The sequence below is a fragment of the Pseudomonas sp. BF-RE-22 genome, assembly GCF_019956155.1.
Classification (GTDB): Bacteria; Pseudomonadota; Gammaproteobacteria; order Pseudomonadales; family Pseudomonadaceae; genus Aquipseudomonas; species Aquipseudomonas migulae.
Window position 1 is genome coordinate 1 of sequence record NZ_JAHBDD010000058.1, and the last position, 17,512, is coordinate 17,512.

The 17,512-nt window shown below is 61.4% G+C and carries 15 protein-coding genes and 1 pseudogene; 11 read left to right on the forward strand and 5 right to left on the reverse strand.

Annotated features, from left to right (window positions below):
• The first annotated feature begins 99 nt into the window (after nucleotides 1–99).
• Complete coding sequence (locus KGA82_RS23930) at nucleotides 100–1,416, forward strand: MFS transporter (RefSeq protein WP_008042381.1); 1,317 nt, start codon at nucleotides 100–102, stop codon at nucleotides 1,414–1,416.
• Between the two features lie 114 nt (nucleotides 1,417–1,530).
• Here the strand turns inward: KGA82_RS23930 and purT are convergent, their stop codons facing one another.
• The 5 genes from purT to KGA82_RS23955 form a co-directional block, all read right to left on the reverse strand.
• Nucleotides 1,531–2,712 carry a formate-dependent phosphoribosylglycinamide formyltransferase gene (gene purT, locus KGA82_RS23935; protein WP_008042382.1) on the reverse strand — a complete coding sequence of 394 codons (1,182 nt, stop codon included), beginning with the start codon at nucleotides 2,710–2,712 and terminating at the stop codon, nucleotides 1,531–1,533.
• A gap of 100 nt (nucleotides 2,713–2,812) precedes the next feature.
• Nucleotides 2,813–3,280 carry a VUT family protein gene (locus KGA82_RS23940; protein ID WP_192228454.1) on the reverse strand — a complete coding sequence of 156 codons (468 nt, stop codon included), beginning with the start codon at nucleotides 3,278–3,280 and terminating at the stop codon, nucleotides 2,813–2,815.
• A gap of 171 nt (nucleotides 3,281–3,451) precedes the next feature.
• Complete coding sequence (locus tag KGA82_RS23945) at nucleotides 3,452–3,667, reverse strand: DUF1289 domain-containing protein (RefSeq protein ID WP_192228453.1); 216 nt, start codon at nucleotides 3,665–3,667, stop codon at nucleotides 3,452–3,454.
• Nucleotides 3,664–4,188, reverse strand: a complete 525-nt coding sequence (locus KGA82_RS23950; RefSeq protein ID WP_008025583.1) for a gamma carbonic anhydrase family protein — start codon at nucleotides 4,186–4,188, stop codon at nucleotides 3,664–3,666. The genes KGA82_RS23945 and KGA82_RS23950 overlap by 4 nt, the downstream gene beginning before the upstream one ends.
• A gap of 54 nt (nucleotides 4,189–4,242) precedes the next feature.
• Nucleotides 4,243–4,842: a CoA pyrophosphatase gene (locus tag KGA82_RS23955; protein ID WP_008025581.1), complete on the reverse strand. Its 600-nt coding sequence runs from the start codon at nucleotides 4,840–4,842 to the stop codon at nucleotides 4,243–4,245.
• 147 nt (nucleotides 4,843–4,989) lie between these two features.
• Between KGA82_RS23955 and KGA82_RS23960 the strand changes: the two genes are divergently transcribed.
• The 10 genes and pseudogenes from KGA82_RS23960 to KGA82_RS29515 form a co-directional block, all read left to right on the forward strand.
• Nucleotides 4,990–5,541, forward strand: a complete 552-nt coding sequence (locus KGA82_RS23960) for an NUDIX hydrolase (RefSeq protein ID WP_223452673.1) — start codon at nucleotides 4,990–4,992, stop codon at nucleotides 5,539–5,541.
• A 51-nt stretch (nucleotides 5,542–5,592) separates the two neighbouring features.
• Complete coding sequence (locus tag KGA82_RS23965) at nucleotides 5,593–6,096, forward strand: murein L,D-transpeptidase family protein (RefSeq protein ID WP_008025576.1); 504 nt, start codon at nucleotides 5,593–5,595, stop codon at nucleotides 6,094–6,096.
• 292 nt (nucleotides 6,097–6,388) lie between these two features.
• Entirely contained in the window at nucleotides 6,389–7,120 is a 732-nt protein-coding gene (locus KGA82_RS23970) for a GntR family transcriptional regulator (RefSeq protein WP_008042387.1), read from the forward strand.
• A 48-nt stretch (nucleotides 7,121–7,168) separates the two neighbouring features.
• Entirely contained in the window at nucleotides 7,169–8,275 is a 1,107-nt protein-coding gene (gene nagA, locus KGA82_RS23975; RefSeq protein ID WP_223452674.1) for an N-acetylglucosamine-6-phosphate deacetylase, read from the forward strand.
• Nucleotides 8,256–9,278 carry an SIS domain-containing protein gene (locus tag KGA82_RS23980; protein ID WP_223452675.1) on the forward strand — a complete coding sequence of 341 codons (1,023 nt, stop codon included), beginning with the start codon at nucleotides 8,256–8,258 and terminating at the stop codon, nucleotides 9,276–9,278. Before nagA ends, KGA82_RS23980 begins: the two co-directional genes overlap by 20 nt.
• Before the next feature lie 164 nt (nucleotides 9,279–9,442).
• Nucleotides 9,443–11,959, forward strand: a complete 2,517-nt coding sequence (ptsP, locus tag KGA82_RS23985; protein WP_223452676.1) for a phosphoenolpyruvate--protein phosphotransferase — start codon at nucleotides 9,443–9,445, stop codon at nucleotides 11,957–11,959.
• A gap of 33 nt (nucleotides 11,960–11,992) precedes the next feature.
• Nucleotides 11,993–13,708, forward strand: a complete 1,716-nt coding sequence (gene nagE, locus KGA82_RS23990) for an N-acetylglucosamine-specific PTS transporter subunit IIBC (protein ID WP_223452677.1) — start codon at nucleotides 11,993–11,995, stop codon at nucleotides 13,706–13,708.
• A gap of 233 nt (nucleotides 13,709–13,941) precedes the next feature.
• Entirely contained in the window at nucleotides 13,942–16,359 is a 2,418-nt protein-coding gene (gene lon, locus KGA82_RS23995) for an endopeptidase La (protein ID WP_223452678.1), read from the forward strand.
• Between the two features lie 115 nt (nucleotides 16,360–16,474).
• A complete protein-coding gene (locus KGA82_RS24000) occupies nucleotides 16,475–17,086 on the forward strand; it encodes a hypothetical protein (protein WP_223452679.1) in 612 nt (203 codons plus the stop codon).
• Between the two features lie 62 nt (nucleotides 17,087–17,148).
• Nucleotides 17,149–17,273 (forward strand): annotated as a pseudogene (locus tag KGA82_RS29515) (hypothetical protein); the annotation flags it as partial.
• Nucleotides 17,274–17,512: the final 239 nt, after the last annotated feature.

Here is a 17,512-nt window from a genome sequence, read left to right on the forward strand (position 1 = left end):
CCCCCGTGCTACCCGCACCCCCGCATCAAACCCACATCCCTGGGTGTTCGACCATAATAATTCGCTCCACTGGGGCACATGACTGTCAGGGATTACCGCATGACTACCAGCACGACCTATTCAGAAACCACGCCTGCGCAACCGACGAACTCCGCCACCCGCGTGGCGACCGCGAGTTTCATCGGCACCGCCATCGAGTTCTACGACTTCTACGTGTACGCCACTGCCGCCGCGCTGGTGATCGGTCCGGTGTTTTTTCCGCAGACCTCCGGCACGGCCCAGATGCTCTCGGCGTTTCTCACGTTCGGCATCGCGTTCCTCGCCAGGCCGCTGGGCTCGGCACTGTTCGGCCACTTCGGTGACCGCATCGGGCGCAAGTCGACCCTGGTCGCCTCCTTGCTGCTGATGGGCGTGTGCACCACGCTGATCGGCGTGCTGCCGGGTTACGACAGCATCGGGGCCTGGGCGCCGATCCTGCTCTGCGTGCTGCGCTTCGGCCAGGGTTTGGGCCTGGGCGGCGAATGGGGCGGCGCGGCATTGCTGGCGACGGAAAACGCGCCCAAGGGCAAGCGCGCCTGGTTCGGCATGTTCCCGCAGCTTGGCCCGTCGATCGGCTTTCTCGCGGCCAACGGGCTGTTTTTGACGCTGGCAATGACACTGGACGACGAACAGTTCCGTTCGTGGGGCTGGCGGATCCCGTTCCTGCTCAGCGCCGCGCTGGTGATGGTCGGCTTGTACGTGCGCCTCAAGCTGCACGAAACCCCGGTGTTCGCCAATGCCATGGCCCGTCAGGAACGGGTGAAGATCCCGCTGGTCGAGCTGTTCAGCCAGTATTGGGCGCCGATGCTGCTGGGCGCCGGTTCGATGGTGGTGTGCTACGCGCTGTTCTACATCTCGACGGTGTTTTCGCTGAGTTATGGCGTGTCGACGCTGGGCTACACCCGCGAAACCTTCCTCGCGCTGCTGTGTTTTGCGGTGCTGTTCATGGCCGCCGCGACACCGTTGTCGGCCTGGGCCAGTGACCGTTACGGGCGCAAACCGGTACTGATCATCGGCGGCGTGCTGGCGATTCTGTCCGGGTTCTTGATGGAGCCGCTGCTGACCCAGGGTTCGACCTGGGGCGTGGCGCTGTTCCTGTGCATCGAGCTGTTTCTGATGGGCGTGACGTTTGCGCCAATGGGTGCGCTGCTGCCGGAGCTGTTTCCGACACACGTGCGTTATACCGGCGCGTCAGCGGCCTACAACCTGGGCGGCATTGTCGGAGCCTCGGCGGCGCCGTTCTTTGCGCAGAAGCTGGTGGCGATGGGTGGTTTGAGTTATGTCGGCGGGTATGTGTCGGGGGCGGCGGTGCTGAGTTTGATTGCGGTGCTGTGCCTGAAAGAGACGCGTCACAACGATTTGAATCGGGTGGCCTGAACCAGAAGCATCGCCAGCAGGCTGGCTCCCACAGGGTTATTGGGTGTACACAAAATCTGTGACCGCCCAATAACCCTGTGGGAGCTAGCCTGCTAGCGATTGCCGCGCCTCAGTTTACAGCTCGACTACGACCGCCTGAGAAGCGCGGGTCGCCTTGGCACGGGCAGCCTCGATCGACTCGTCCCGCGCCAGCGCCACACCCATCCGGCGCTGACCATTCACTTCAGGTTTGCCGAACAGACGCAACGCCGTGTCCGGCTCGCTCAATGCCGCGCCGAGGTTGGCGAAAGCCGTCTGGGTCGACTGCCCTTCCACCAGAATTACCGCCGAAGCCGAAGGCGCGAACTGACGGATCAATGGAATCGGCAGCCCCAGAATGGCCCGTGCGTGCAGTGCAAACTGCGACAGGTCCTGAGAAATCAGGGTCACCAGGCCGGTGTCGTGCGGGCGTGGCGAGACTTCGCTGAACCACACCTGATCGCCTTTGATGAACAGTTCGACGCCAAACAGACCACGACCGCCCAAGGCTTCGGTGACCGCTTTGGCCACACGCTCGGATTCCGCCAGGGCAACCGGGCTCATGGCTTGTGGCTGCCAGGATTCCTGGTAGTCGCCCTTCTCCTGACGGTGACCGACCGGCGCGCAGAACGTGGTGCCGCCGACATGACGCACGGTCAGCAAAGTGATTTCGTAATCGAAGTCGATGAAGCCCTCGACGATCACCCGACCTTTACCGGCACGACCGCCTTCTTGCGCGTAATCCCACGCGGTTTTCACGTCATCGACGCTGCGCAGCAGGCTCTGGCCCTTGCCCGACGAACTCATCACCGGCTTGACCACGCACGGGAAGCCCAGGTCCTGAACGGCTTTGCTGTAATCCTCGAAAGTGTCGGCAAAGTGGTACGGCGAGGTCGGCAGGTCCAGCTCTTCAGCGGCCAGGCGACGGATGCCTTCACGGTTCATGGTCAGTTGCGCGGCGCGTGCGGTCGGGATCACGGTGAAGCCTTCGGCTTCCAGTTCGACCAGGGTCGCGGTGGCGATGGCTTCGATTTCCGGCACGATGAAGTGCGGCTTCTCGGCTTCGATCACGGCACGCAGGGCGGCACCGTCGAGCATGTTGATCACGTGGCTGCGGTGAGCGACTTGCATGGCCGGCGCGTTGGCGTAACGGTCAACGGCAATCACTTCAACGCCCAGGCGTTGCAGCTCGATCACCACTTCCTTGCCCAACTCACCACAGCCACACATCAATACGCGGGTCGCGGTTGGCGACAATGGAGTTCCGATACGGGTCATCTCAGGTCCTCAAAGGAGCGGATCATCGAGGGTCGCTGTGCCTGGCACGCTTCCCATGGGGAGAAAGCGCGGCATTTTACATGAACCTGAGGGTTTGGCTTCAGCCGGCGATGGCCAGTTTGCGCAAGCGCCACGCCATGATCAGCCACACGGCGGTCACGCCGGCGAACTTCGAGCCCATGGCGGTGAGGATCACGGCCGGGGTGAAGGCGTCGATCATGCCGAAGAAGATGAAGGTATCGAGGGGAATGCTCAGGGCCGAACTTATCCACAGGCGGTCGTGCAGTGGGCGTTTGGTGATGCTGAACACCAGCCAGTCGATGCATTCGGAGACCGCGAACGCGGTGGCGCTGGCCAGGGCGATGGACGGATCGGAGGTGACATAGGACAGCACCAGCGCTGCCAGCATCGCCGCGATTGCACCGTGGCCGAAGCGGGTTTGCACCATGTCGCGCAGGACGAAGACCAAACCGCCCCAGGCGGACCAGATGATGTCCAGGTGCGGCGCGGTGGAAAAGGCGTAGTTGATCAGCACGACGCTGCTGATGTAGGCGATCAGGAAGAGCATGGGGCGCGAGAGTACCTGTCAATTTGGCGCACAGAGTACTGCAGAGAAGGTTGTGGTGTCAGCGCTGATGCCTTCGCGGGCAAGCCTCGCTCCTACGGATCTGCGTCGAACACGTAATTGTGGTTCAACCCTCACCCTGTAGGAGCGAGGCTTGCCCGCGAAGGGCGCACCTCAATTATCCGATTTAGCTCCGAACATCCAGATCAACCCACTGGATTTCGCCCGCTCATGGCACAACCCCAACACCTTGCGCCGCTCTTCGTTGTCCATCCGGCTCCAACCCGTGATTTCCGCCACGGTGCGCTGGCACCCGGTGCAGATGTCATCGTCGTCCAGCGCACATATATTCACGCAGGGCGATAGCACCGGACGTTCGGGCGTGTTCATTCTTCCTGCTCTGCCAGATCGCGGGCATAACGCTGGGAGTTATGCACATAGTGCGCAGCGCTGGCCTCGAGCATTTTTTTCTGCGGCTCGGTCAGCTCGCGCACGACCTTGCCGGGCGAGCCCATGACCAGCGAACCGTCCGGAATCTCCTTGCCTTCGCCGATCAGCGAGTTGGCGCCGATGATGCAGTTCTTGCCGATTTTTGCGCCGTTGAGGATCACTGCATTAATACCGATCAGGCTGTAGTCACCGACGGTGCAGCCGTGGAGCATGGCGTTGTGGCCGATGGTCACGCCGGTGCCGATGGTCAGCGGGTAGCCCATGTCGGTGTGCATCACGGTGCCGTCCTGGACGTTGCTGTTCTTGCCGATCAGGATCAGTTCGTTGTCGCCACGCAGCACGGCGTTGAACCAGACGTTGGCGCCCTCTTCCAGTTTGACCTTGCCCACCAGCACGGCGTTGGGGGCAACCCAGCTCTGTGGATGGGTGTCGACGCGGGCGTCGCCCAGGCGGTATTTCATCGTGTTGTCCTCAGGCTCAGGCAGCCGCGGCTTCACGCCATACGAGCGATGGCTTCAGGTGTTGATAAAACTCTTGGGCGGCTGGTGCAGGCTGATTTTGGCGTCATAGAGCAAGTTGATCAACTCGACGATCATGATCGCGGTCAAACCCCAGATCTTGTATTCGCCATAACGATAACTCGGCACGTACCAGCTGCGGCCCTGGTAATCGATGCGATGGGTATGTTCACGCGGGTCTTTGCGGAAGAATTCCAGGGGAACGCTGAACACCGCAGCGATCTCGGCGTCGTTGGCCAGGTACTCGACAAAATCCGGAATCACGCCGACATAAGGCGTGACCTTGATGCCGTGCAGGGAAATCAGCGGGCTCAACGGCCCTATCACTTCGACCAGCCCCGGCGGCAGGCCGATTTCTTCTTCGGCCTCGCGTAGTGCGGTGAAAATCAGGTCCGGGTCTTCCGGGTCGCGGCGTCCGCCGGGGAAGGCCACTTCGCCGCCATGGGTCGAGAGCCCGCTGGCGCGCAGGGTCAGAACCAGTTCCGGTTCATCACTGCGAGTGATGGGCACCAGAACCGCGGCCTCCGGGAAACGTTTGTCAGTTTCCAGTGTGCGTGGGATGTGGTTGCTTACTCGATGCAGTAGCTCGTCCAGCATGAGTCTTCTCGATTTATTCGCTACCTCGCATCATGCACCAATCACACCGACCGCCCAACCCCCCGAACTGTGGAGTGTCGCTAAACGACAACTTGCCGACAGACACCGCCGCACGCCAAGATAGGCGCAGCATTCAGGAACCCAAGCATGAAATTTTGCAGTCAGTGCGGCAACCCGGTCACCCAGCGCATTCCCGAAGGCGATTCGCGTCTGCGTTTTGTCTGTGACAGCTGTCAGGCGATTCACTACCAGAATCCCAATATCGTCGCCGGCTGCGTGGCGACCTGGGGCTCGAAAGTGTTGCTGTGCCGGCGCGCCATCGAGCCACGGCTCGGTTACTGGACCCTGCCCGCCGGTTTCATGGAGAACGGTGAAACCATCGAACAGGCGGCCATTCGCGAAACGGCCGAAGAAGCCTGCGCGCGGGTGCGCAACTTGAGCATCTATACGTTGATCGATGTGCCGCACATCAGTCAGGTGCATGTGTTCTTTCGTGCAGAGCTGGTGGACCTGGATTTTTCCGCCGGTCCCGAGAGCCTGGAAGTGGCACTTTTCGACGAAGCCGACATCCCGTGGTCCGACCTGGCTTTCCGCACGGTGGGCCGTACCTTAGAATACTTCTTCGCTGACCGGCGGACCGAGGTCTACCCCGTGCGATCCGAGTCGATCCCGCCGCTTGCTCAGCCTGCCATCACTTAAAAAACATCTATAAATAAAATAGCCGCGACACCTCTTAGGGATATCGTTTCAATGCGCTGGTTGCTTGCCCTGTTTTGCTTGTCGTTCGTCGCTATCTCCCAGGCTTCCGTTGCGGAAACGCTGGACGGCAAAGTCATCGACAAAGTCCTGGTTCTCAAGTCCGCCCACCAATTGCAATTGATCAACGACGGCAAGCCGCTGAAGACCTATCGCATCTCCCTGGGCAAACGCCCCAAGGGGCCGAAACTGATGGAAGGCGACAAACGCACGCCTGAAGGTTTCTATTGGCTGGACTGGCGCAAGGTCAGCGATAAATTCAACCTGGCGATGCACATCTCCTACCCGAACATCAGCGACTCCGCACGCGCCCGGCGCGAAGGCGTCGAGCCCGGCGGCATGATCATGATCCACGGTACTCCGGACACCGAAGAAAACCCTGAAAACCTGTTCCACACCCTGGACTGGACCGACGGCTGCATCGCCATGCGCAACATGGACATGCGCGAGGTATGGGGCCTGGTGCCGGACGGCACGATGATCGAAATCCGCCCGTAACACCGACCTTTGGTCGCCCGTTACAAAATAAAATCTGAAGATCGCAGCCTTTGGCGGCGCCTGCTGGGTTGATACCACTCCCACCCGCAGGCACTGCCAAACGCTGCGATTTTTGCTTGCAACGCCCTCTCCGCTAATACCACTTAAAACCAACAACCCTGTATGCCATCCGCAAAGGCAGGTTTTCCCGCGCCAACAGCAAAGTGGTCTCATTGACATGGTATTCAAGTGGTATTAGTTTTCGCTGCACTACCGGGCGACAACACTCCAATATCCGCATCGGACACCCAACATGAATGACCTCCAGGCCCTGCGCCCTGACGACACCCAACCCACGCCGCTGTACCTGCAACTGGCGCGTAATCTGGAAGCGGCGATCCACGCCGGCCAGTGGAAAGCCGAGCAGGCGATGCCGTCGGAACGCAACCTCAGCGAAATACTGGGCATCTCCCGCGTCACCGCCCGCAAGGCGTTGGAAGTGCTGTTCGATCAAGGCCTGATCCGGCGCAATCAAGGGTCCGGCACCTTCATCACCCCGCGCCTGGAACAACCGCTGTCGCGCCTCTCGGGTTTCAGCGAGATGCTGCGGCTGAAAGGTTTCGTCCCCGGCTCGCAATGGCTGGAACGGGAAATCACCCCGCCGACCCACGAAGAACTGATTCGCCTCGGCTTGTCGCCAAACGACAAGGTCGCCCGGCTCAAACGCCTGCGCAAAGCCGACGACACGGTAATGGCAATCGAGATGAGCACCCTGCCCGCCTCGATCATTCCCAAGCCGCAAGCGGTGGGCGATTCCCTCTACGAATACCTCGACGGCATCGGCAAACCGGTGGTCCGCGCCTTGCAGCACATCCAGGCGATCAACGCCTCGGACGAATTCGCCGCACTGGTCGGCATCGCCCCCGGCACCGCCATGTTGCTGATGACCCGGGTCGGCTACCTCGAAGACAACACGCCGATCGAAGTCACCGACACCTATTGCCGCAACGACTACTACGACTTTGTCGCAGAGCTTCGTAGATAAAGAGCTTCGTTGATAAAGAGCTTCGCCGCTAAGAACCGAGACCCCATCATGTCCGAAGACAACATCCTCACCGCCGACGGCTGGATACGCGGCCGGCTGGTTCACGAACACGGCAAGGTCCTGTCGATCGAAGGCGTGCCGTGCGATCCGGCAGACAACGACCTGCCTTACTTGCTGCCCGGCTTCATCGACCTGCACGTTCACGGCGGCGGTGGCAAAGACATCATGGAAGGCGCGACCGCCTTCGAAACCATCACCCGAACCCACGTGCGTTTCGGCACCACCTCGTTGCTGGCGACCACCATGACCGCGCCGAGCGAAGAGATTTCCAGTGTGCTCAAAGCCGTCGGCGAGTTCTGCGAACAACGCCCGAGCGGCAGCGCCCGCGTGCTCGGTGTGCACCTGGAAGGCCCGTACATCAACCCCGGCAAACTTGGCGCGCAACCGAATTTCGCCCATACCGCGTTGATGGCCGAAGTCGAGGAATACCTGGCACTGGCGCCGATCCGGGTCATCACCATTGCTCCGGAAATCGCCGGCCACGATGCCTTGATCCGCGCCCTCAGTTCACGTGGCGTGCGCATGCAGATCGGCCACACCCTTGGCAGTTACGAGGAAGGCGTGGCCGCGCTGGCAGCCGGCGCGAGCAGTTTCACCCACCTCTACAACGCCATGAGCCCGCTGCATCACCGCGAGCCAGGCATCGTCGGCGCAGCGCTGGCGCATGCGAAATACGCGGAACTGATTCCGGACTTGCTGCACGTGCACCCCGGCGCGATGCGCGTAGCCCTGCGCTCGATTCCGTGCCTGTATTGCGTCACGGATTCCACCGCCGCCGCCGGCATGCCGGACGGCGAATACAAGCTCGGTAGCCACACGGTGACCAAATGCCTGGGCGGTGTGCGCCTGCCCGACGGCACCCTGGCCGGCAGCACGCTGACCATGGATCAGGCGTTGCGCAACCTGGTGAAGATCGGTTTGCCGATCGCCGAGGCTTCGCAACGTCTTTCGCAATTCCCCGCCGACTACCTCGGCATCACCGAACGCGGACGCCTGCAACCCGGCGCCTGGGCCGACTGCGTGCGGCTGGATCGCTCACTCACACTGACCGCCGTCATGGTCGAAGGAGAAGACATTGACTTCAAAAATGCTTGAAGAGGCGCTGTCCTCGTTCGAAGCCGTGCAGGCGCAGTTGCAGCAACTCGACCCGCAGATGATCGAAATTGCCGGGCGTCTGCGCCGTCAGCCGCCGCAAGTGGCGATGACCGTCGCGCGCGGCAGTTCCGACCATGCCGCCAGCTACTTCGCCTACCTGACCATGCAGCAACTGGGGATTCCCGTGGCGTCGCTGCCGATGTCGGTGGTGACCATGCAACAAGCGCCGTTGAAGGTCAGCGGTCAGGTGGCGTTTGCCTTCTCGCAATCAGGGCAAAGCCCGGATCTGGTGAACAGCCTGCGTCTGTTGCGCAAACGCGGCGCCTTGAGCATCTCCATGGTCAACGCCGAAAGTTCGCCGCTGGAAGCCGCGTGTGAATTCAGCCTGCCGCTGTGCGCGGGGACGGAAAGCAGCGTCGCCGCGACCAAGAGTTTTATCGCCACCCTCAGCGCCAGCGCCCGCCTGATCGCGCACTGGAAAGAAGACGAGCAATTGCTCGAAGCCGGCCACGCCTTGCCGGAAGGTCTGCGCGAAGCGGCGCAGCAGGACTGGAGCCTGGCCATCGACGCCTTGCGCGATTGCCAACGCCTGATGGTGATCGGCCGTGGCGCCGGTTTCGCCATCGCCCAGGAAGCGGCGCTCAAATTCAAGGAAACCTCGGCGATTCAGGCCGAAGCCTTCAGCAGCGCCGAAGTCCGTCACGGCCCGATGGCGTTGATCGGCGAGCACTATCCGTTGCTGGTGTTCGCCCCACGCGGTGCCGAGCAGGCTGGCCTGATCAGTCTCGCCGCCGACATGCGTCTGCGGGGGGCCCGCGTATTGCTGGCCGCGCCGGATGACATCGCCGAACGTGACCTCACCCTGACCCGCGCCGAACACCCGGCCCTCGATCCGATTCTGGCGATCCAGAGTTTCTACGTCATGGCCGCCGGTCTGGCGGTGGCGCGCGGCATGGACCCGGACCAGCCACGGCACCTGAGCAAAGTCACGCGAACGCATTAAAGGCAATCCCCCTGTAGGAGCGAGACCGGCTTGCCGGCGATGGACGTTAACGATAACGCGGTCTTCCTGAATAAACGCGCTGTTCTCAAGTTCTTCGCGAGCAGGCTCGCTCCTACAGGGGCCGGGCGAATTTCCGAATCGTATTTTCCTGATGAGACCGAGCCATGCACAACAATAATAAAGAGCTGACCCTCAGCGCCCCGCTCAGCGGCCCGGTGCTCACACTCGCCAAAGTCCCGGACCCGGTGTTCGCCAGCGGCGCGATGGGCGACGGGATCGCCATCGATCCGCTGAACGATACCCTGCACGCGCCGTGCGCCGGCGTGGTGGTGCACGTCGCCCGCACCGGCCACGCCATCACCTTGCGCGCCGACAACGGCGCCGAATTGCTGCTGCACCTGGGCCTGGACACCGTCGAGTTGCAGGGCAACGGGTTCTCGATGCTGGTCAAGGAAGGGGCGCGCGTCGCCAATGGCCAGCCACTGCTGCGCTATGACCTGGACAAGGTCGCGCAGCAGTGCAAAAGCCTGGTCAGCCTGATGATCCTGACCAACAGCGAGGACTTTCAGGCGCGGCCAATCACGCTGAAATCGGTGAAGGTCGGTGAACCGTTGCTGCACATCATTCGTCGGCAGGCGTCTGGCGCGCAGGCAGAAGCGGACCTGTCCGGGGAAGCGTTTGTTGGCCACATCCGTATCGCCCACCGGGGTGGTTTGCACGCCCGGCCGGCAGCGCTGATCCGCCAGACCGCACAAGGTTTCAAAAGCAAATCGCAGCTGCACTTCGCCGGCAAATCGGCGCGCTGCGACAGCCTGATCGGGTTGATGGGGCTGGCCATCGGTGAGCAGGACGAGGTTCAGGTCAGCTGTCAGGGCACGGATGCCGAAGCGGCGCTGCAAGCGTTGTTGACGGCATTGTCCACCGCGCTGGGCGAAGACAGTCACGCCATCGCGCCAACACCGATTGCCCAGCGTGGGCGTGCAGCCGAAGCGGGTGTGCTTCATGGTGTGTGCGCTGCGCCCGGACTGGTCGGCGGACCGCTATTTCGCTTGAACACGATCAGCTTGCCGGAGGACGCCGGCAACCACGTTCCAGAGCAACAGCGCCAAGCCCTTGATACCGCGCTGAACGTCGTGCGCCACGAAATCGATACCACGCTGGCCCAGGCCAGGAAGCACAAGGACACCGACGAAGAAGCGATCTTCGCCGCGCACCTCGCCCTGCTCGAAGACCCGGCGCTGTTGGATGCAGCGCACGCCGCCATCGACCGGGGCGTGGCCGCGACTCACGCCTGGAGCCGATCGATCGACGTGCAATGCGACGTGTTGCAGCAACTCGGCAGCCCATTGCTGGCCGAACGCGCCAACGACTTGCGCGACCTCAAGCAACGGGTATTGCGCGCGCTGCTCGGTGAGCGCTGGCACTACGACCTGCCGGCCGGCGCCATCGTCGCCGCGCATGAACTGACCCCGTCCGACCTGCTGCAACTCAGCCAGCAAGGGGTCGCCGGGCTGTGCATGGCCGAGGGCGGCGCGACGTCCCACGTGGCGATTCTCGCTCGCGGCAAAGGCTTGCCGTGCATGGTCGCGCTGGGGTCGGCGCTGCTGGATCAGCAACAGGGCCAGGCGGTGGTGCTGGATGCCGACGGTGGGCGTCTCGAACTCGCGCCTTCTGCCCAGCGCATGGCCGACGTGCATCAGGCGCAACGGGACCACCAGCAACGTCGAGCGCTGCAACAATCTCAGGCGCATACCCAGGCGCTGACGCTCGACGGGGTGCAGATCGAAGTCGCCGCCAATGTCGCCTCCAGCGCTGAGGCGGCCGATGCGCTGGCCAACGGCGCCGATGGCGTCGGCCTGCTGCGCACCGAGTTCCTGTTCGTCGACCGCCACACTGCGCCGGACGAAGAGGAGCAGCGTGTCGCCTATCAAGCGGTGCTCGACGCCATGGGCGACAAATCGGTGATTATCCGCACCATTGATGTCGGCGGCGACAAGCAGCTCGATTACCTGCCATTGCCGGCCGAGGCCAATCCGGTGCTCGGCTTGCGCGGTATTCGCCTGGCTCAGGCCCGTCCGGAAATTCTCGATCAGCAACTGCGCGCCCTGCTGCACGTCAGCCCGTTGTCGCGCTGCCGGATCCTGCTGCCGATGGTCACCGAAGTCGATGAGCTGTTGCACGTCCGCCAGCGTCTCGAGGCCTTGTGCGCGGAGCTCGGTGTCAGCGAGCGCCCGGAGCTGGGGGTGATGATCGAAGTCCCGGCCGCCGCGTTGCTGGCCGAGCAACTGGCTGAACACGCGGACTTCCTGTCCATCGGCACCAACGATTTGTCCCAGTACACCCTGGCGATGGACCGCGACCACGCCGGCCTCGCGTCGCGGGTCGATGCCATGCACCCGGCGCTGCTGCGGCTGATCGCCCAGACCTGCGCCGGTGCCGCCGTGCATGGCCGCTGGGTCGGCGTGTGCGGTGCGCTCGCCTCCGATCCGCTGGCGACGCCCGCCCTGATTGGCCTGGGCGTCAGCGAGTTGTCGGTCAGCCCGGTGCAAATCGGCGAAATCAAGGACCGCGTGCGCCACCTCGACGCCAGCGAATGCCGACGCATCAGCCTCGGCCTGCTCAAGCTGAGCAGCGCCAGCGCGGTGCGTCACGCCTGTCACCAACATTGGCCTCTGAGCTGAACAACTAATAACAAGAATCCAGGGAGATCCGCCATGTACCAATACTTCATCGAAGGCCTGCAGCGCCTCGGCCGTGCGCTGATGCTGCCGATCGCGATCCTGCCGATTGCCGGGTTGCTGCTGCGCCTGGGCGACACCGACCTGCTGGACATCGCGATCATCCACGATGCCGGTCAGGTCATCTTCGCCAACCTGGCGATGATCTTCGCCATCGGCATCGCGGTCGGCTTCGCCAAGGACAACAACGGCACCGCAGGCCTCGCTGGAGTGATTGGCTACCTGGTGATGATCTCCACCCTCAAGGTGCTCGACGCGAGCATCAACATGGGCATGCTCGCGGGGATCGTCAGCGGCTTGATGGCCGGTGCGCTGTACAACCGTTTCAAAGACATCAAGCTCCCGGAATACCTGGCGTTCTTCGGCGGCCGGCGCTTTGTGCCGATCATCACCGGGTTCGCCGCAGTCGGCCTGGGCGTGGTGTTCGGCCTGATCTGGCCGCCGATCCAGCACGGCATCAACAGCTTCGGCGTGTTGATGCTGGAAAGCGGCAGCGTGGGCGCCTTCATTTTCGGCGTGCTCAACCGCCTGCTGATCGTGACCGGCCTGCACCACATCATCAACAACATGGCGTGGTTCGTCTTCGGCAACTTCACTGACCCGGCCACGGGCGCACTGGTGACCGGCGATATCTCGCGCTACTTCGCCGGTGACCCCAAGGGCGGCCAATTCACTACCGGCATGTTCCCGGTGATGCTCTTCGGCCTGCCAGCGGCGTGCCTGGCGATGTACCGCAATGCGTTGCCGGAACGGCGCAAAGTGATGGGCGGGATCTTCCTGTCGATGGCCCTGACCTCGTTCCTGACTGGGGTGACCGAGCCGATCGAATTCGCCTTCATGTTTCTCGCGCCGCTGCTGTATCTGCTGCACGCACTGCTGACGGGCCTGTCGATGGCTGTCACCAACCTGCTGAACATCCACCTCGGTTTCACCTTCTCCGGCGGCTTCATCGACATGATTCTCGGTTGGGGCAAATCCACCAACGGGTGGCGGGTGATCCCGGTGGGGCTGGCCTATGCGGTGATTTACTACATGGTGTTCGATTTCTGCATTCGCCGGTTCAACCTGAAGACGCCTGGGCGTGAAGAGGTGGCCACGACCGAGAAAGCGCGGGTAGCGGAAAACCAACGGGCCGGGGCGTACATCAAGGCGCTGGGCGGCGCGCAGAATTTGCTCACCGTCGGTGCCTGCACCACGCGACTGCGACTGGACATGGTGGATCGCAACAAGGCCAACGATGCCGAGCTGAAAGCGCTGGGCGCGATGGCTGTGGTGCGTCCGGGCAAAGGCGGGAGTTTGCAGGTAGTGGTCGGGCCGATGGCCGACAGCATTGCCGATGAAATCCGCCTGGCGATGCCGACAGTCAGCCGTGCGGCGGTGTCGACACCGGCGGTTGCGATTGATATGCCTGTGCCTGCCGTCGTGGCGCACCCGGAAGCACAGCGGTGGCTAAATGCGTTGGGTGGCGGGGAAAACGTCTTGCAGATGGATTGCGTGGCCATGACCCGGATACGTCTGCAACTGGCCGACGGCAAGACCTTGTCGGAATGTGAATTGAAGGCACTGGGTTGTCAGGGGGTCAGTCAGCTGGACGGCGGCATCTGGCATTTGTTGATCGGCGACAAAGCGCCGAGTTTGACCGATGCGCTGGAGGCGTTGGTCAATCGCAGTGAGGTGAGTGCCAAGGTTTAGCTCGGCAGTGCCTGACCATCCGCTATCGCTGGCAAGTCGGGTCGCCGCATCGCAGCTCCTACAAAGGTTACGCATACCCTGTAGGAGCTGGCTGCCAGCGATGAGGCCGCACAAACACCAAAAATCCCCAACCCTGTCGAAAACCTGAACGCACATCACGAAACACCCCCAGCCATTGAAACCACCCCCCACCTGCCCCATCTAAGATCCATACCCCATTGCGCAGGTGCCCCATGAGCGACCAGCAAGAATTCCCCGAAGACCCGAGCGACTACGCCGACCCCGAAAACGCCCCGCACCACTCCACCGGCAAAGGCCTCGCCCTGCCCGGCCAGAACCTGCCAGACAAGGTCTACATCATCCCGATCCACAATCGCCCGTTCTTCCCGGCCCAAGTGCTGCCGGTGATCGTCAATGAAGAACCGTGGGCTGAAACGCTGGATCTGGTGAGCAAATCCGATCACCACTCCCTGGCCCTGTTCTACATGGACACGCCCCAGGAAGACCCGCGCCATTTCGACACCTCGGCCCTGCCGCTCTACGGCACGCTGGTCAAGGTGCACCACGCCAGCCGCGAAAACGGCAAGCTGCAATTCGTCGCCCAGGGCCTGACCCGCGTACGCCTCAAGACCTGGCTCAAGCACCATCGCCCGCCGTACCTGGTGGAAGTCGAGTACCCGCACCAGCCCACCGAGCCGACCGACGAGGTCAAGGCCTACGGCATGGCGCTGATCAACGCGATCAAGGAACTGCTGCCGCTCAACCCGCTGTACAGCGAAGAGCTGAAGAACTACCTCAACCGCTTCAGCCCCAACGATCCGTCGCCGCTGACCGACTTCGCCGCCGCCCTGACGTCGGCGACCGGCAGCGAGCTGCAAGAAGTGCTCGACTGCGTGCCGATGCTCAAGCGCATGGAAAAAGTCCTGCCGATGCTGCGCAAGGAAGTTGAAGTTGCGCGGCTGCAAAAAGAAATTTCCGCCGAAGTTAACCGCAAGATCGGCGAGCATCAGCGCGAGTTTTTCCTCAAAGAACAGTTAAAAGTCATCCAGCAAGAGCTGGGCCTGACCAAGGATGACCGCAGCGCCGACATCGAGCAGTTCGAACAGCGCCTGGTCGGCAAGGTGTTGTCGACGCAGGCGCAGAAACGCATCGAAGAGGAAATGAACAAGCTGTCGATCCTCGAGACCGGTTCGCCGGAGTACGCGGTCACGCGCAACTACCTCGACTGGGCGACCTCAGTGCCGTGGGGCGTGTATGGCGAAGACAAACTCGACCTCAAGCACGCCCGCAAGGTGCTGGACAAGCACCACGCGGGCCTCGATGACATCAAGGACCGCATCCTCGAGTTCCTCGCCGTGGGTGCCTACAAAGGTGAGATCAGCGGTTCCATCGTGCTGCTGGTCGGTCCGCCGGGCGTGGGTAAAACCAGCGTCGGCAAATCCATCGCCGAATCCTTGGGCCGGCCGTTCTACCGCTTCAGCCTCGGCGGCATGCGCGACGAAGCCGAGATCAAGGGCCACCGTCGCACCTACATTGGTGCGATGCCGGGCAAACTCGTGCAAGCGTTGAAAGACGTCGAAGTGATGAACCCGGTGATCATGCTCGACGAAATCGACAAGATGGGCCAGAGCTACCAGGGCGATCCGGCCTCGGCGCTGCTGGAAACCCTCGACCCGGAACAGAACGTCGAATTCCTCGACCATTACCTGGACCTGCGTCTGGACCTGTCGAAAGTACTGTTCGTCTGCACCGCCAACACCCTCGATTCAATCCCCGGCCCGTTGCTCGACCGAATGGAAGTGATTCGCCTGTCGGGTTACATCACCGAAGAAAAAATCGCCATCGCCAAGCGTCATCTGTGGCCCAAGCAGCTTGAGAAGGCTGGCGTGTCGAAAGGCAGCCTGAGCATCAGCGACACCGCGTTGAAGGCGCTGATCGACGGTTACGCCCGTGAAGCCGGGGTGCGGCAGTTGGAAAAACAACTGGGCAAACTGGTGCGCAAGGCGGTGATGAAGTTGATCGACGAGCCAAAAGCAGTGATCAAGCTCGGCCCGAAAGACCTCGAAACCTCACTCGGCCACCCGGTGTTCCGCAATGAGCAAGTGCTGTCCGGTACCGGCGTGATCACTGGCTTGGCCTGGACCAGCATGGGCGGCGCGACACTGCCGATTGAAGCGACGCGGATTCACACGCTCAACCGTGGTTTCAAACTCACCGGGCAATTGGGTGACGTGATGAAGGAGTCGGCGGAAATTGCCTACAGCTACGTCAGCTCGAATCTGAAGTCGTTTGGCGGCGATCCGAAGTTCTTCGACGAGGCTTTCGTCCACCTGCACGTACCGGAAGGCGCCACCCCGAAAGACGGCCCGAGCGCCGGCGTGACCATGGCCAGCGCCCTGCTCTCGCTGGCACGCAATCAGCCGCCGAAAAAAGGCGTGGCCATGACCGGCGAACTGACGCTGACCGGGCATGTTTTACCGATTGGCGGAGTGCGCGAGAAGGTGATTGCGGCGCGGCGGCAGAAGATTTTTGAATTGATTCTGCCGGAGCCGAATCGCGGGAGTTTTGATGAATTGCCGGATTATCTGAAGGAAGGGATTACCGTGCATTTTGCCAAGCGCTTTGCGGATGTGGCGAAGGTGTTGTTTTAATTCATCGCCTCACTGCACAACGACCACCTGTCGGAGCTGACACTTCTGACAGGTGGATTCATTTCCCTGCCCTGATAAAACGGTTGCTCATATCCTCATTAAAGTGAGAGCAATCATGGAAGCAAAAACGCAATTAGCCCCTCCGACTATCTTGAGTCCTAAAGAGGGGGATAAGGTTGAAAAACTGGTAATGAACGGGGTAGGCGAACCGCTCGCCTTCATTGAACTGAACTCCAGTTTTTGGGCTGAACACGTTTGGGAACCCATGACCGAGGTAAAACAAGACGGGACGTGGAGTTCTACACCCGAAGGAGCAGGACTTAAACTACCTAGGCAAGCCTGGTTTCGTGTAAGGCAACGACGGTATTGGCCAGAAGAAATATCCGAACCAAGCGAAAAAGTACATTACCAAAAACTGCTTGAACGACCAGAAATAACCAAACCTCTTGAGGGAGAGTCACTTCCTCTGATCGAGCAAACTATCCAAGGAAATGCATACCCCTTTAGGGCTCGGGTCGACATCGAACTGATCAAGGTAAGTCCATTACCCATTGGCACATACAAAACCAGTATTTATTCTGATGGCGGCGGTTATTGGAAGGCAACACCCAACTGGGCGCTGACCCCTGGTTCTTATGTACTGAAGGCCATGCAAACATATACAGACTTTTATGGAATAGAACATAAGTCGAACTGGACTCACGACTTGCCCATCATCATAAAGTGACTCTGCTTTTGCTCCGTAAAAAAGCAGAAAAGTGCATAGCGGGTATAGCTGAAAATCTGTGGCAGAAGATCTTTGAATTGATTCTGCCAAAACACAATTTCGGCAGTTTCGGCGAGTTGCCGGAAAGAAGGGGATTACCGTGCATTTCGCCAAGCGGTTTGCGGATGTGGCGAAGGTGTTGTTCTGATCGTCATGTAGTGGCTGCACGATTGCTATCGCGAGCAGGCTCGCTCCCACAGTGGTTGGTGGTGTTCACAAATCTCGTGTCCACTGCGAATCCCCTGTGGGAGCGAGCCTGCTCGCGATGGCGTCAGCACTGACAGCGCCGGCTTCCGCAGCTGTCACAATTTGTCTCATCTCGGTTATGCTCGCCGTTCGTCGTGAATGCCGGAGCCACTGCCCCCATGTCCCCCACCCGCCTGTTTG

Excerpts from the sequence above, each read along its gene's own strand:
- KGA82_RS24000 (WP_223452679.1), top strand. The coding sequence starts at position 16,475 with ATGGAAGCAAAAACGCAATTAGCCCCTCCGACTATCTTGAGTCCTAAA.
- KGA82_RS23940 (WP_192228454.1), bottom strand. The coding sequence starts at position 3,280 with ATGCTCTTCCTGATCGCCTACATCAGCAGCGTCGTGCTGATCAACTAC.
- nagE (WP_223452677.1), top strand. The coding sequence starts at position 11,993 with ATGTACCAATACTTCATCGAAGGCCTGCAGCGCCTCGGCCGTGCGCTG.
- KGA82_RS23965 (WP_008025576.1), top strand. The coding sequence starts at position 5,593 with ATGCGCTGGTTGCTTGCCCTGTTTTGCTTGTCGTTCGTCGCTATCTCC.
- nagA (WP_223452674.1), top strand. The coding sequence starts at position 7,169 with ATGTCCGAAGACAACATCCTCACCGCCGACGGCTGGATACGCGGCCGG.
- ptsP (WP_223452676.1), top strand. The coding sequence starts at position 9,443 with ATGCACAACAATAATAAAGAGCTGACCCTCAGCGCCCCGCTCAGCGGC.
- purT (WP_008042382.1), bottom strand. The coding sequence starts at position 2,712 with ATGACCCGTATCGGAACTCCATTGTCGCCAACCGCGACCCGCGTATTG.
- KGA82_RS23960 (WP_223452673.1), top strand. The coding sequence starts at position 4,990 with ATGAAATTTTGCAGTCAGTGCGGCAACCCGGTCACCCAGCGCATTCCC.
- KGA82_RS23950 (WP_008025583.1), bottom strand. The coding sequence starts at position 4,188 with ATGAAATACCGCCTGGGCGACGCCCGCGTCGACACCCATCCACAGAGC.
- KGA82_RS23955 (WP_008025581.1), bottom strand. The coding sequence starts at position 4,842 with ATGCTGGACGAGCTACTGCATCGAGTAAGCAACCACATCCCACGCACA.
- KGA82_RS23945 (WP_192228453.1), bottom strand. The coding sequence starts at position 3,667 with ATGAACACGCCCGAACGTCCGGTGCTATCGCCCTGCGTGAATATATGT.
- KGA82_RS23930 (WP_008042381.1), top strand. The coding sequence starts at position 100 with ATGACTACCAGCACGACCTATTCAGAAACCACGCCTGCGCAACCGACG.
- KGA82_RS23970 (WP_008042387.1), top strand. The coding sequence starts at position 6,389 with ATGAATGACCTCCAGGCCCTGCGCCCTGACGACACCCAACCCACGCCG.
- lon (WP_223452678.1), top strand. The coding sequence starts at position 13,942 with ATGAGCGACCAGCAAGAATTCCCCGAAGACCCGAGCGACTACGCCGAC.